This window comes from candidate division WOR-1 bacterium RIFOXYB2_FULL_36_35, assembly GCA_001771505.1.
Taxonomy (GTDB): domain Bacteria; phylum Margulisbacteria; class WOR-1; order XYC2-FULL-46-14; family XYC2-FULL-37-10; genus XYB2-FULL-36-35.
In genome coordinates, this window is the sequence record MEUA01000008.1 from 1 (window position 1) to 15652 (window position 15652).

Genomic DNA, 15652 nt, shown 5'->3' on the forward strand with positions numbered 1-15652 from the left:
ATTTTATGTATCACAAAATTTTTATTGCACAGCGTTTTTTTGGCTTAATGACAATAATTATTGAAAAATGCTTTTTGCTAGGAGAAAGTCAGGAGATCATAATATAACCAGATATATTGTAGTGGCACAAAATATTGTGCCACTACATGTGTCTTTATTTTACCTTCCCGCTTTTTTGCATGTCATCCATCATATTTTCCATATCTTTTTTATTCATTTGCTCAATCTTGTCCTTATTCATCATATATCTTTTCTCTGTCCATTTCTTCCTCCCCGATCCCATCATATCTTTATTAGAAGGAGAAGATACAATTTTAGCTGTCCCATAAAACAAGGTGACCAGAACAACAACGGCCAAAACTCCCGCCAAAATTTTTCCTATTAAACTTTCTAACCCCACCCCTTTCTTGGCCGCAATCCAAACAATAAAAGAAAACCCCAACAAAACAAGAGAAACTAAAAGTAAATTCCAAAACATAAAACCCTTCATAGCCTCCGTCATTCCGCACATAGTATTATCCATCATCATAACAAAACGCCTCCTTTTTTTATATTGGATAAATTTTAACCTTTCGATGACAAATTTGCAATCTTCTAAAATAATCATAAAACTAACTTTTTTCTGACGTCCTAATACTCTAACACCTTAATAAAGTATTTTTCTGCTCTTATAATAAAAAAAGTGAAATTCATCGATTTTTCATTCGAAGAATAAGTAGATATTCGTCATGAACCCCGATTATTCATAGACTAAAAAAATTTTAACAGTCTATTGAAAAATTCCTTAAGTATGAACCCCGATTATCCTAATCGGGGTGAATAATCGGGGTGAAAAAGTAGACAAAAGTCAAAATAGTGCTAAAATATGGGATTAGAAACCCCATATACGGAGGTTCAGGATTTGAATACACATGCATCATCATACGGTATAGCAGGAACAATAATAACACCAAAAAGAACTACATTTAATGTTAATAAGAAACAAAGAGCTTCAACATCGTTTTCTTTTTGTGGAGCAAAAGGATTTAGAGGTTTTAACTTAAAAAAACATTCTTCTCGCTTAAAAAAATCATTAAAAGCTCAAACAGCCTTGCCTCAATTAACAATGCCACCCATCCCTATTCAAACAATAGAGATAAAAAACGACTTTGAAGCCACGGAAACATTGCTGGGATATTATTTACATTTAAAATCAAATGGAAATGCTCTCTCCGCCTTTATTTACAATCTGGATATTCAACGTTATTTACAATTATTCACCGACGCTTTAATTCATTACACAAAAACGCATCAACATATTTTTTTCAATAAAACTTCCACAAGAATAGATCTTTTTCTTGCAAACAATCTTCATCCTATAGCAAGATACGCTTCCCCTCAAAACAGAATAGCAATAGTTAATCATTTTAGAGAGAGTCATCAACTTGGATATTTAAAAACATTCCTTCAAGCATTGGATCCCAAACAATATGCCAAACAATTCATTGAAAACCGGATTGAAGAGGCTTTTACTGAAAGATTTATCGGAACAAATAGATCCGCGCTTATAATACTTTTTTGGTCTTTGTATTTTAGAGGAGACCTGCCAAGGGCATTAAACATGTTAAGTAATTCTCAAATTTCAGAAATACACGAAGACTTATATCCCATAGGAAAAGCAATTTTGCAAGAAGCCTTAACAGAAAAGCTAAGAAGGCTTGATCCTTCTCGATGGATTACTCTCTTAAAAGAGCTAAAAGATTTAACCCCGATTACTCACCCCGATTAGGATAATTGGGATTCAAGCAGGTATGAATAATCGGGGTTGACATAATTACTAAACCATCAAAATCTTGGCTGGCGGAAATCCATTAAAGTTAGGGACAGCGCTCGCAGATGAATACGCTCCAATATTCCTTACATAAACAATATTGCCGACCTCAAGTTCCGGTAAATCTTCACTCAAAGAAATAGTATCAAAAGAATCACATGTAGGCCCCGCAAGGGCGCTCAAAAACTTTTGCCCTCTTCTTAAAGTTTTAAATTCATATTTGCAATGATCAAATACAATTCCGGAAAAATCAGCATAAACCCCGTCATTTAAATAATAATAATTTCTGTCATTTCTATAACTTCTTCCAACAACCTGGGTTACAAGCGTCCCTGCGGGCCCCGCAAAAAACCTGCCGGGTTCCGCTATAAATTTTGTATCTTTTGGAAATAATCTTTTTAATTTCCTTCTAATGTGTCTTGCCATCTGCTTTAAAGTAACATGTTCATCCCTATCAAAATGCCTGATAGGAAACCCTCCTCCAATATCCAACAGATTAAGATCCAATCCCAATTTTTTGCTTTCACTAAAAATCATGGAAGAAATCTGTAGAGCTTGAATGTAATTTTCAACATTTAAACATTGAGATCCGACATGAAAGCAAACTCCAACAGGTTGAAGCCCCAAAGATTTCGCTTTACTCAAAAGGAAAATAGCTTGAGCAGGGTCAGCTCCAAATTTCAAAGAGAGTTCAACCGCGCTGCCAACGTTTGGGACTTTAATTCTAATTAAAACCTTTGCCCCTTGAGCATACTTTGCTATTTTATAAACTTCAGCTTCATTATCAAAGGTCATAAGAGTAACTCCATACTCAATAGATCTTTTTATGTCTTCAATAGATTTAATTGTATTTGCAAAAATTATCTTATCAGGATTTGCCCCAAGCTTTAAAACCTGCTTCATTTCATTGGCGCTTGCGACATCAAAGCCACAGCCAAGTTTAGCAAAAGTTTTAATAATAGAAGGATGGGGGTTTGCTTTTATCGCATAATACGGATCTACATTTGAAAGATAACGCCTAAAGAGGTTGTACTGGTTGACCAAAATATCTTTGCTTATTAGCATTAAAGGAGACCCATGTTCTTTAACTAATGTTCTTATTTTCTTCTCAAGAGAAAACTTTCTTTTTTTAGTACTACTTTTGGTCAATCCGTTTTGCTCCTATTTTATGGGTGGGATTCACTAAGAAAGTCAAAAACTGCCAGGTATCTTCCTCTTCAGGTACTTGAAAATCAAAAGTGGTAAATTTTGTGTTCAAATTTTTAAGAGGAGTCCAATCCACGGCTTCTGAATAAAAAGGAGATATATAAGGCATTGATATTTCAAGAATTAACTCATGATCTATATCATCCGGCATTAAAAATCCTCTTTTCGGGTTTTTGATCATCCATATAGACGCCGCAACGACAGATATTGCAACCTGAAGAGTCGTAGCCTGCTGACCTTTTACCAGTCTCCTTGCAGTATGAATATCCAAAATACTACCAGTCCACCAAGAATTAAAATCATGCCCCATAAGAAGTACCCCAAGCTGGTCTTCCCCGTCAATGATTTCATCATTCATAATTCTCTGATTTTTTTGAAGATGAAATTGCCTCATTTCAAGCTCATGAAGCGAATTTATTGCAACATCGCTTGGACAATAAGCATAATGAACGGTAGGACGATAAACCACCTCCCCATCTTCCCTGACAGTCAACTTATCAGAAATACTAAACGCCTCTCCATGGCGGATAACCATACCTGTAATCTCACCGCAAGGGACCCATGACCTGACCCACGTCCTCATCCCAAGAGTTGAGAGGCATATCTGGTTTTGAGGTCCCTCTTTATGAAAAAAGGCATCCCTTGGTACATATCTCTCGTGTGTACCCCACCCCAATTCCGCGGGAGCAATCCCCTCTTCAAAAAACCCTTCAATGCTCCAAGTATTTACAAATTCATTAACACGTTTCGGCATATCTGTAATTTGAGTATCACGCTCTGATATATGGATAACTTTTGTTCCTGTAACCTGTCCAAGTTTTGCGAAATTTTTATCTTTTATATAAGTCTTCAGATGATCAACACGTTTATCTTTTGGCTTTTCATCAATTATTTTTTGCGCGATTTCAAGAAGTCCCCTTTTCGTAAAATGAGAGACAAGTCCGGGATTTGCTCCATGATCAACAATTGCGGTTGCCCCGTTATTTTCTCCCCAACTTTTTATTTTTTTTCTCAAATCCATATGTCTCGCATAAAGAGTATATTTTGTAGGATCATTGCGGCGGCCATCTTTATACGGATCCCATTCTTCAACAGATGTGTTAACGTAAAGAATATTATTTTCACGGCAAAAATCAAGCATTGCCATACATTCTATATTCCAGGCAAGATCAATAATCAAATCTCCCTGACCGACAAAGCTTATTAAAAGCTGTTTATAGTTTTCTTGTGTGATTTTATGGCTAACATATTTAACCCCTTTTTCAATGCTGCTTTTCACTCTATGAGAATTATCAACAAAATCCATAATAGTCACACTTTTGGGATCAACATCAATGTGCCGTAAAACAAGAGGAATTGCGCACTGCGAAACAGAACCACAACCAATGATCAATATTTTTCCGTTAAACTTGACATATTTTTTATTTAAAATATCTGTCATTCAAACAACCTCCTGGAAGTAGAACTAAATGATATTAACCTAGACACTTAGGATGCTAAGTTAACCCCGATTATGATAATCGGAGTTAATGACAAATTTCATTGTAACAAATAAGTGGAGCTTTTAAAAGAAAAATTTATCTATTTATTCCCGATTTTTTCTTCCAATGCTTTTATTCTCTCTTCCTGTTTTTGTATAATTTTTTGTTGTTCTTTAATAGCCTCTACCAAAAGGGCTGTTATTGGAGCATACTGCATTGAATAGGTCTCTCCTGTGCCTACAACTTCAGGAATCTCTTTAATAGCTTCCTGCGCTATAAAGCCCATTCTTTTTCCTTGCTCATGGTTTTTTGGATCTTTCCATTCAAATGTTACCCCTCTCAACCCTTTAACTTTGTGTAGAGCATTATCGATTGTTGCAACATTCTTTTTTAACCTTGCGTCTGAATCATTATTCCACGCGCTTGTCCCTCCCGAACTTCCAGACACATAAAACTTACGATCTGATGCAACAGTTGTCGTTCCAATCCCAACATGTCCATTAGTAGCCTCGCCGCTTACAAATAATATCGGGCTTGTACCGCCAAAGCCAACTATAAGGGAATTAGCTGTGGTGTTGTTTAGGCAGCTTGAAGCACTACTTCCCTTTCCTAAAACTATTGTATTATCCGCTTCTGTTGTTAACCATCTACCAACTGCTACAGAATAGTCATTATTAGCCGTTGTAGTACCTCCCATTGCTGTGGAATAATTCCCGCTTGCGCGGGCAGTATCCCCCATCGCTCTTGAGGCATAACCTATTGCTGTTGAACCAACTCCCATTGCTACTGAATTATCTCCACTTGCAGTCACGCTATGCCCTATTGCTACTGAATAATCTCCAGTTGCTGTATTACCACTAGACCCAATAGTTGCAGATCCCCCTTCATCAGCGCCAGTCACAACTGTCAATTTTGCTGTTGGAGTTGTCGTTCCAATCCCAACAGAGCCACTCTCAGCTGACCCTGTTACATACAATATTGGGCTTGTACCGCCAAAGCCGACTATAAGAGAATTAGCTATGTTGTTGTTTAAGCGATTCGAACTATCAATGCCCTTCCCTAAAACTATTGTGTTATTTGCTTCTGTCGTTAAATATTCTCCCATTGCAATAGCTCGTATTCCAAAAGCTGAAGCTCTAAATCCAGCTGCAAAAGATTGAGCACCACTAGCCCAAGCATATTGCCCTACTGCTGTAGAAGTATTTCCACTTGCTATTGTACCATTCCCCATTGCTACTGAATAATCCCCAGTTGCTGCTGTACCATTCCCCATTGCTACTGAATAATCCCCAGTTGCTGTATTGTCACTAGACCCAATAGTTGCAGCTCCACCAGAAGCAGTCACAACTGTCAATTTTGCTGTAGGTTCTGTTGTTCCTATTCCAACTGAGCCACTCTCAGCTGACCCTGTTACAAATAATATCGGGCTTGTACCGCCAAAGCCGACCATTAGGGAATCGGCAATGTTATTGTTTAAACGATTCTCAGTCTCTATTCCCCTTCCTAATACAATCGAATTATTAGCTTCCGTTGTTAAATATTTTCCTGCTGCAATTGAAGCATTTCCCATTGCGGTCACAACGTCCCCCATTGCCATAGAATGTCGTCCCCCTGCTATTGTCTCCATCCCAATTGCCATGGAAGCTCTTCCTATTGCTGTTGAATCAGCTCCCATTGCTACTGAATAATCTCCAGTTGCTGTATTGTCACTAGACCCAATAGCTGCAGCTCCACCATCATCAGACACAACTGTCAATTTTGCTGTAGGTTCTGTTGTTCCTATTCCCACTCTTCCACTTACAGCCTCACCGCTTACGTATAGGATAGGACTTGTTCCTCCAAATCCTACCATTAATGAATTGGCTTTGTTGTTATTTAGGCGACTCGAATTGCTACTTCCCTTCCCTAAAACTATTGTATTATCCGCTTCTGTTGTCAGCCATTGTCCTGCCGCAACAGAAGAGATTCCTCCTGCTGTTGTATTAAATCCCATTGAGGTAGAAGAATGTCCCCCTGCTATTGTAGTATAGCCCATTGAGGTAGAAGAATATCCATTTGCCGTTGTACCATAACCCATTGCTGTAGAATAGGAATTACTTGCTGTTGTATTAAATCCCATTGAGATGGAATAGGATCCTGAAGCAGTTGTACTCCCTCCTATTCCAAATTTATTTATTCCCGCCTCCGACGTAATCGTACTCCCACTCTTTATCCATCCACCCGCATTCGAATTGCCGGTGTATGCTGTCGTCTGATTTGTCCCATCTGCAAATTTAAGAGTTCCATTTGAGCCTAATATCATTTCAACTGTCCCTGCAACCGTCAATTTAGAGGTCGGTTCTGTTGTTCCTATTCCCACCATTCCATTTACAGCCTCTCCGCTTGCATAAAGTATTGGGCTTGTCCCTCCAAATCCCACCATTAATGAATTGGCCTTGTTATTGTTTAGACGGCTGGTGTTGTCAAATCCCTTTCCTAAAACTATCGTATTATCTGCTTCTGCCGTTAAAAACTGTCCTGCAGCAACTGAAGATATTCCAATTGCCGTTGTATTATATCCCATCGCCGTAGAAAAGTTTCCGCTTGTTGTTGTGCCAATTCCTATTGCTACAGAAGCAAGCCCTCCCGCCGTTGCGCCATACCCCATTGCTGTAGAATAAGTCCCGCTTGCTATTGAATAAAATCCCATTGCTGTGGAATAATTTCCGCTCGCTGTTGTATTATTTCCTACTGCAAATGAATTAGTTCCTATTGTATCCCATTGAGCTCCATCAACGGTTCCCGACCTAAACGCCCCCTTTGCCGGTATCCACATAAGCCTTGTCCCGGCTCCGGTCACAGGAGTATCCCCTTTTGTCCCCTGCGACAATATTCCGCCTGCAACTTCAAACGAGGCTACTGGCTCAGCTGTTCCTATTCCAATATTTGTTCCATTATCATAAATCGTCGAAGTTCCTAATGCACTAGCTCCAGTAAACTTTGAAACATAATTTGTTGTCCCGCTCCCTGTAAGAGTTCCACTAGGTGATGAGGATGAGACCTCTATTGTCTGCCCGCTCTGCGTTAAAGTAATATTATTCCCTGAAGTTAAATAAATGCGACCCGTAATCGCCGTACTTCCACTCGAAGAGAGTCCCGTCACAATATTACTCATAGTCGACCCATCGCCATAATACTTCGCGCCCGATTCTAATGTTAGATGCCCTGTCATAGTATCTCCAGTTTTATTCACAGGAACATATGTAGCTTTGCTTGTTAAATCAATTGTTCCGTTTGCTATTTTGGCATTTATCACAGCAAGATTATCTATTTTGTCAGAAGTAACTGCGCTGTTTGCAATCTTTCCCGCTGATATTCCTAAATTTATAACCTCCAAAGAATTTTCACCTGTAAAACCGATAGTTTGATAATCAACCTCAAAACTTCCAGTCACACTCTCAATAGTAGCCCATTGAAGAGTCGTCCCAGTATACCGCAAATAATATCCTCCAATCGGATTCCCTGCAGCTATTTTTGGCGCCGTAACTGCCAAGTTGGCTATTTTGTCTGTTGCTATACCGGAATTTTTTACTTCCAATGATCCTGATACATCCAAATCTATCGTAGAATTATCGTACCTTACTTCCAATGTCCCCACTCCTGTTACAGGACCACCAAATAAACCTGCTCCACTGCTAACTGATGTAACAGTACCGCCAGTTGATTCCGCACTTATTGTTATTATCCCTGTTCCGTCTGCTTCTGTTGAAGATATACTTATATTATTCCCAGCTACTATCTGTTTCACAAAATTATCATTCGCAACTTTCGCTCTCGTTATCCCCAAAGCTTTTACTTCCAATGACCCTGTCCCATCCAAATCTATTGTAGAATTATCGTACTTAACCTCCAACGTCCCTGAGCTTGTAACTGGCCCACCGGTTAATCCCGCACCACTGTTTACCCTTGTTAACGTCCCGCTGTTTACTTCTGCTGTTATTGTTATTATCCCTGTTCCGTCTGCTTCTGTTGAAGATATACTTATATTATTCCCAGCTACTATCTGTTTCACAAAATTATCATTCGCAACTTTGGCTCTCGTTATCCCCAAAGCTTTTACTTCCAACGACCCTGTACCATCCAAATCTATTGTTGAATTATCGTACTTAACCTCCAACGTCCCTGAACTTGTAACTGGCCCGCCGGTTAATCCCGCACCACTGTTTACCCTTGTTAATGTTCCGCTGTTTACTTCTGCTGTTATTGTTATTATCCCTGTTCCGTTTGCTTCTGTTGAAGATATACTTATATTATTCCCAGCTACTATCTGTTTCACAAAATTACCGCTTGCGGCCTTGGTATTTGTTATTGTTCCGTCTGATATCTTCGCATTTGAAACTGATCCGTCTGCTATACTCGCTTCAAGTATTGATCCATCTACTACACTTTCCGCTGTTGCCGCTCGAAGCGCATATCCTACGCTTAATACCTGCGTTAAAGGAGACATTGTCTCATAGTTTGTTGAATCTGACGGAGTTGCAACCTCTACCTTTATATATCTCGTATCATTTGAAAACACTGACGGAGTTAATGCAGTCGTCTCTCCCAACATTACTGAAAAAATACCGCTGGCAACAGATACTGAATCATGGCTTTCAGGTCCCCAGACAACAGAGTTTCCGGCGCTATCTGACGTTATTGAAAATCGCATATTATATGAACCTGTCAATGCTGACCCTGAACTGTTTTTTAATATCCCCTGGTAACTGATTTTTGTCGGAACCGAAGAAAAAACAACTGAAACCATAAACAATAGAAATAACATACTAAAATAAAACTTTTTCATTAATCAAGCCCTCCTAATTTTATTTCTAAACATGAGCCGGCATACGAACATGAGCCTTTAATTCACGATTTATTTCTTTTACAACCATTCTTGTATCTTCAACTTTAGTATCAACAGCCTTTATCATTTCTTTTACATCACTAATTTTTTTATCTAAAACAGAATGCCCTTCCAATACTAATTTTATATCGCCTTTCATTTCTTCCAACAATATTTCAAAATGTTCTTTTTTCAGTTTTTCCTTCATATATATTTCAATTTCCCCCACAAAAATTTATTTACCATTCAATAATATATCGATTCTATCCTTTATCTCCTTAATCCTTGATATAATCCACGCACTTTCAGCTCTCGTCAATTCTTTATTCGGTTCAAAATTATTTTCTATTTTATTGTGTTCTACAAAACCCAAGTATCCCGCTTTTTGCGCAGCCACTATATAATCATAAGCCCAGTGGGTATCACTTAAATCATTATAAAAAGAACTACTCTCCATACTTACTAAACTTACTTTATCCAATGGGAGATTCGCAAATCTTGTTATTATTATTACTCCCTCTGCTCGGCTTATATTGCTCTTTGGCATAAATGTCCCATCAGGATAACCTGTAACTATTTTTGCTTCGGTCGCCCCCTCTATATATTTTGACGCCCAATGTTCAACTTCGACATCTGTGTATGTCGGTTTTTCAACTATTTTTTCAATTCCCCGTGTCTTTAAGAGCATTGTTGTAAGCTCCGCCCTTGTTATTGTCCCCTCAGGCTTAAATGTCCCGTCCGGATACCCTGTTATTATTCCAAGTGTGGCTAACTCCTCTATTTCATTCTTCGCCCAATAACCGATCGGAACATCACTAAACGTTTTCATATTTACTTTTACTCTTACCGGTTTGGGAACAGGTTTTTCTTCCTTTACAGGAGAGTAGCCAAAAGAAAAATAGTGCGATATCCCGCTTGAGATATCAACGTATGGATGATAAGCATAATCAAAGTTGAAATTTACAAGATTTAATGTCAAACCCAATGTAGGATTATTCGCAAGATAACTGCTACCGCTTATTGTCTGATCTACGCCTCCTCTTAGCGTAAAATAATTATTTAATATATATTCAACTCCAAAATGGAAGGGTGAAGGAATTCTTCTTGTGGGAGAAAAATCAATATCCGTTGAAAGTGAAAGTTTATTATTTAAAAACCTTGCCGCGACTCCAAATTTTGCGACAAGTGGCATGGAATCTTGCGCCCCTGTCTTCCATACCAGCCTGGTTGGAAGAAGATTTTGCAGGTTTGCGCCTACACTAAGCCACTCTTTCAATTTATACTTTATCCCAAAATCCAAATCTATGCCCGAGCCAGCATTTGTTTCTGATCCGCTAAATCCTTTATTATAAATTTTAAAATTCGTACCCCAAGATAAATTCTTTATAACTCCCGCTTCCACCCCATAAGAGAGAAACATTAACCTGTCATAATAATCAAAGTATGCTATTCCTTCTGATGTAGGAGACGGAATATTTGATACTCCCGTATAAATAAGCCCTATGCCAACATTTCCTCCCCTAAATGGCATCGTTCCACTCAAAAGGGTATATGGTAAATCTCCTTCAAGCAAATTTACATACATACTTGTAATCTGCCATTTTTTTAATTCCGATAAGCCTGCCGGATTTATAAAAGGTGAATTCCCATCATTTGATACTGCGACAAAAGCTTTCCCCATCCCCATAGGGCGCGCCCCACTCCCTATCTTCATTAGATCTTCCGTAGGAGCAATATCAGCAAGAGATTTTACACTCAAAAAAACAAGCGCAATAAATAAAGATAAAAGAATTCTTTTTACTTCGATGTGTATATTCCTCTTATTTCTTTCTCTTTTTATTTTTCTATCTTTTATCATTGGTTACCTCGATACCGCAATCTTTCCTTTTACCAAAACAGCTCCGCTATTCCTGTTTATAACTCTCAAGAAATAGACTCCGTTCGCGGACATCTCTTCAAACGCGTTAATCCCTCTCCATATCACACTATTATCGCCTGCTTTTCCTCCGTTTACTCCCGCCCCGAAATCTTGCCTGTACACAAGTTCATAAGATATATTAAATATCAAAAGAGAGGTCGCAGTATCTTGCGAAAGTTTGTATACAATCGTCGTACTCTCTCTCTCCGGGTTAAATGGATTTGGATAGTTTACCCCTTGAGATAGTGTCGCCCATGTCTTTATTTCAAACGCGCTCGGGAGTGTACCTGTTTGGCCTAAAGAATTTTCAACTATCAGGTTCCATGTTCCCGTTGTTTTCCCTGTCAAATCAAAGGTGCAGGTTATCTTTGAAGAACTTTCAGCGCTAACATTTGTCGCCTCTATTGTCTCTCCGTTTAAAGAAAGCTTAACTGTTGAGCCAGTATCAAATCCCGCCCCTGTTATATCTCTTATGTTTATGGGGCCTGTATTATACCCTGAACTTGGCGTAACTGAGGTTATAAGCACCGCAAGAGATGTAGCGTTTGCGTATACAAAACCCGTGTTTAATAAATATGTTGAGCTTTCCGTGCTTATTTGAGATGACAATCCAAATGAATTTAAAAGCGAATAGCTGCCTGATGTCGAATCTCCGCCGCCAATAAAAACATTTTCAGTCGGCACATCATAACTGCTGCTTGTTGCCGCAAATGCAAAAGAAGAGATAAGTAATACCCCTGCAAAAAAAAATAAAAGAATTATAAATTTATATTTATTCATAAACACACAAGATTAAACATGCACCGGCACACGAACATTACTGAGTTCTAAACAAATTATATACATATTTTTTAAAAAAACAACCCTAACTTTTCACAATACATTTAGTGGGGCATTTCTCAATCGCGATATCACAAGATATGTCTAATTTTGAATAATCCATCATGGCAAGATTGTCTTCAACTTTAAAAACTTCGGGGACTTGCTTTTCGCAAATCTTGCAGGCTATGCAGCCCACAGGACAAATTTTCCTGACATCGGCTCCCTTATCATGCGAAGAACAAGCTACATAAACTTTTGCAGCATAAAGCCTTAAAGAAATAATGCTTCTTGGGCACGCACTAACACACTTTCCACAAGCTGTACATTTTTCAGGATCAACTACAGGTAGGCCGTCTTTCATTGCTATAGCATCAAAAGGACATACACAAAAACAATCACCATATCCCAAACAACCATAACGGCAGAATAATCCGCCACCATCAACTATGTTGGAGGCAGAACAGGTTTTAACTCCAAAATATTCCGCTTTCTTTTTTCTTTGGGAACTTTTTGCTCCGCAATGAATCGTTGCAATTTTTTTGTGGATATCTTCCCCCTCAACCCCCATAATATGCGCTATTTTTTGCGCCACTTCATGCCCTCCCACAGTACACCCGCTAACGGCAACTTCGCCCTTGATAAGCTTTTCCGCAAAATCATGGCAACCGGCGCTTCCGCAAGCTCCGCAGTTGGCTCCCGGAAGGATTGCCATTATTGTGCTAACTCTTAAGTCTTCTTCTACATGAAATTTTTGCGCAGCAAGGCCAAGCAATGCCGCAAAGACAAAACCCAGTATTCCAAGTATTAATGTTGCAAGTATTATTAACATAATTTATAACCCAAAAAGCCCCGTAAATCCCAAAAAGGCAAGCGACATAAGCGCCGCTGTTATAAAAGCAATCGGATAACCTTGAAACCATTTTGGAATTTTTGCCAGAACCATCCTGTCTCTAATATAAGCAAAAAGTATAATTGCCAAAGAATATCCCGCCGATACCCCCAAAGAATAAACCATCCCCTGCACAAAATTAAACCTATAATCAATAGCCAAAAAAGCCACTGCCAATATAGCGCAGTTTGTTGTAATAAGAGGAAGATAAATCCCCATTGCGCGATAAAGGTTTGGAATAACTTTTTTTAGATACAATTCTTCAAGCTGGACAAGAGAAGCAATTGTCAATATAAAGGTCGCTGTCCTTAAAAACTCAAGATGAAAAGGGGTCAGGACAAAATGATAAATAACCCATGAAATCGCAGAAGAGATAGTCATTACAAAAACAACGGCAAAACTCATGCCGATTGATGTATCGATTTTTGTCGAAACTCCAAAAAAGGAACACAATGCTATAAACCTTATAAGCAATATATTATTGATTAAAAATGCCGCAAAAAATATACCGAACAATTCCATAAATAAAGCTCCTCTTCAACTAGAAACCTTGATCCCTCGAAACCTTGAAACCTTTTTTCATTGCACCTTCTTTTCCATTTTATTTAAAAATGCCATCAAAAACCCGATTGTTATAAAAGCGCCAGGAGGCAAAACCATTATGGTGGCCGCGAACGCTGGATTATAAAGCGTTACGCCTAAAATTGAGCCTGCCCCCAGAAATTCCCTCACAACAGCAATACTTCCCAAAGCAAGCGCAAATCCCAGGCTCATTCCAATGCCATCAAGTGCGGAATTTAAAACGGGATTTTTGTAGGCAAAAGCTTCGGCGCGCCCCAAAATGATGCAATTCACGACAATAAGCGGAATAAAAACACCAAGAGCATGGTGAAGATCGGGAGTAAAAGCCTGCATTATATAATCTGCTATGGTAACAAAAGTTGAAATTATTATAATGAAAATCGGTATTCGTATTTCATCAGGAACAATTTTACGTAAAAGGGCAACCACAATATTTGAACATATGATGACAAATGCGGTCGCCGCGCTCATCCCCAAAGCGTTTATTACCGTATTTGACACGGCAAGCGTGGGACAAAGCCCTATCATCAGCCGCAAAACAGGATTTTCTTTAATTAAACCTTGATTAAAGTCTTTCCAAAGCGTCATTGTTTCACCTTTTTATTTTTTTCAAAATCATTTAGTGCTTCACGAACTCCACGGCAAACAGCCCTGCTTGATATTGTGGCTCCGGTAATCGCATCGATATCTTTTTTTGCTTCTATTTGATCTCCTGCCATCTTTCCCAAAAATTGATCCAAAAAAGATTTTTTTGTAGTATTTGTTCCGAGTCCGGGCGTTTCATTTTGGCTTACAATTTTAATGCCGCTGACTTTAGCATTTGAATCAATACCGACAAGCATATTTATATTGCTACTGTACCCTCGAGGGGATGCAAAAAAAACAGTTCCAACAATATCTTTTCCTGAAAGGCCTTGATACGCCTCTTTGCTTCCAATTTTAATAACATTAAAAGATTTAGCATCAGGCAACACGGAAGTTAAAGAATTCTCAAAAGCTTTTTTTCCGTTTAACTCGATTTTAGGCTGTGTGAAAATATAAACATAAGCCAAAGCACCTGCTGAAACGATGCAAAAAATCATAAGTACAAACCCTAGCTTTAAAATTTTACCCATAAACCCTAATACAACCTCTCTTTATCTGATAAATTATTTAATCATTTTTATATTTCCCTCTCCCTCTGGGAGAGGGTTAATGCCTGTCAACCCTCAAATCACCCGTGATCGGGTGAGGGCTCCAAATAATCTCGGTCTCGCATATTTGTCTATCACCGGCGTTAAAATATTCATAAGCAATATTGAATAATTTACCCCTTCTGGAAACCCGCCGTAAAACCTTATAAGAACTGTCATTATGCCGCAACCCAAACCAAAAATAAATCTCCCTTTCGTTGTAACAGGAGTTGTAACATAATCGGTCGCCATAAAAAAGGCTCCAAGCATAAGCCCCCCTGCCATAATATGAAAAACAGGATCTTTTCCCAACAGAAAAGAGAGGATAAAAACTGTTCCGATATAAGCGACAGGCGCCGGCCAATCAATAATTTTTTTATAAAAAAGGATTCCCGATCCTATTAAAATCGCTAAAACAGAGGTCTCTCCAAGACACCCTCCGCGATTTCCCAAAAAGAGATCAAGATATCCCGGAACAGCTTCCCCTATTTTTGAAAGATACAAAGGAGTAGGCCCCGTTATGGCAGAAAAAGGTTTGAGCCACATTGTCATGGCAACAGGCCAAGAAGCAACCAAAAAAGCCCTGGCAGCAAGGGCAGGATTAAAGATGTTAAACCCAAGTCCTCCAAAAAGACCTTTTGCTATAACAATAGCAAAAAAAGATCCAATCGCGGCTATCCATAATGGCAATCCTGATGGAAGTATTAACGCTAAGAGAAGGCCTGTAACAACAGCGCTTCCATCCGGAACTGTAATAGGCCTTTTTGAAACAAATTGAAAAAAAACTTCAGAAATAACCGCTATTAAAGTGGTAAATATAATAAGGATGAGAGCCGAAATACCAAAAAAGTAAACTGCCGTTGCCGAAGGAAAAAGAAGGGCAAATGCAACCCACCACATAATGCTTT

At 38.7% G+C, this 15652-nt stretch carries 13 protein-coding genes; 1 reads left to right on the forward strand and 12 read right to left on the reverse strand.

Annotated elements, in window-relative coordinates:
- Positions 1–154: 154 nt before the first annotated feature.
- Entirely contained in the window at positions 155–607 is a 453-nt protein-coding gene (locus A2290_02955) for a hypothetical protein (GenBank protein OGC16471.1), read from the reverse strand.
- 258 nt (positions 608–865) lie between these two features.
- On the opposite strand from A2290_02955, the gene A2290_02960 reads away from it, so the two are divergent.
- Complete coding sequence (locus A2290_02960) at positions 866–1768, forward strand: hypothetical protein (protein ID OGC16472.1); 903 nt, start codon at positions 866–868, stop codon at positions 1766–1768.
- 48 nt (positions 1769–1816) lie between these two features.
- On the opposite strand, the gene A2290_02965 is transcribed toward A2290_02960, so the two are convergent.
- From A2290_02965 to A2290_03015, 11 genes are all read right to left on the reverse strand, one after another.
- On the reverse strand, positions 1817–2959 hold the full coding sequence (locus tag A2290_02965) for a hypothetical protein (GenBank protein OGC16473.1): 1143 nt from the start codon (positions 2957–2959) through the stop codon (positions 1817–1819).
- Positions 2946–4457, reverse strand: a complete 1512-nt coding sequence (locus A2290_02970; protein ID OGC16474.1) for a homospermidine synthase — start codon at positions 4455–4457, stop codon at positions 2946–2948. The genes A2290_02965 and A2290_02970 overlap by 14 nt, the downstream gene beginning before the upstream one ends.
- A 140-nt stretch (positions 4458–4597) precedes the next feature.
- Positions 4598–9322 (reverse strand): hypothetical protein, encoded by a 4725-nt coding sequence (locus A2290_02975; GenBank protein OGC16475.1) that lies wholly within the window; start codon positions 9320–9322, stop codon positions 4598–4600.
- A gap of 25 nt (positions 9323–9347) precedes the next feature.
- On the reverse strand, positions 9348–9569 hold the full coding sequence (locus A2290_02980) for a hypothetical protein (GenBank protein OGC16476.1): 222 nt from the start codon (positions 9567–9569) through the stop codon (positions 9348–9350).
- A gap of 27 nt (positions 9570–9596) precedes the next feature.
- Positions 9597–11219 (reverse strand): hypothetical protein, encoded by a 1623-nt coding sequence (locus A2290_02985; protein OGC16477.1) that lies wholly within the window; start codon positions 11217–11219, stop codon positions 9597–9599.
- 3 nt (positions 11220–11222) lie between these two features.
- Positions 11223–12059 carry a hypothetical protein gene (locus A2290_02990; GenBank protein OGC16478.1) on the reverse strand — a complete coding sequence of 279 codons (837 nt, stop codon included), beginning with the start codon at positions 12057–12059 and terminating at the stop codon, positions 11223–11225.
- Positions 12060–12144: 85 nt separating this feature from the next.
- Positions 12145–12930, reverse strand: coding sequence for a hypothetical protein (locus A2290_02995; GenBank protein ID OGC16479.1), 786 nt, complete (start codon positions 12928–12930; stop codon positions 12145–12147).
- 3 nt (positions 12931–12933) lie between these two features.
- Positions 12934–13512, reverse strand: coding sequence for an electron transport complex subunit RsxA (locus A2290_03000; GenBank protein OGC16480.1), 579 nt, complete (start codon positions 13510–13512; stop codon positions 12934–12936).
- Between the two features lie 57 nt (positions 13513–13569).
- The gene (locus A2290_03005) at positions 13570–14160 is read right to left on the reverse strand and encodes an electron transport complex subunit RsxE (protein OGC16481.1); all 591 of its coding nucleotides are present in this window, start codon (positions 14158–14160) and stop codon (positions 13570–13572) included.
- Positions 14157–14687, reverse strand: coding sequence for a hypothetical protein (locus A2290_03010; GenBank protein ID OGC16482.1), 531 nt, complete (start codon positions 14685–14687; stop codon positions 14157–14159). The genes A2290_03005 and A2290_03010 overlap by 4 nt, the downstream gene beginning before the upstream one ends.
- Before the next feature lie 93 nt (positions 14688–14780).
- The gene (locus A2290_03015; protein ID OGC16483.1) at positions 14781–15644 is read right to left on the reverse strand and encodes an electron transporter RnfD; all 864 of its coding nucleotides are present in this window, start codon (positions 15642–15644) and stop codon (positions 14781–14783) included.
- Positions 15645–15652: the final 8 nt, after the last annotated feature.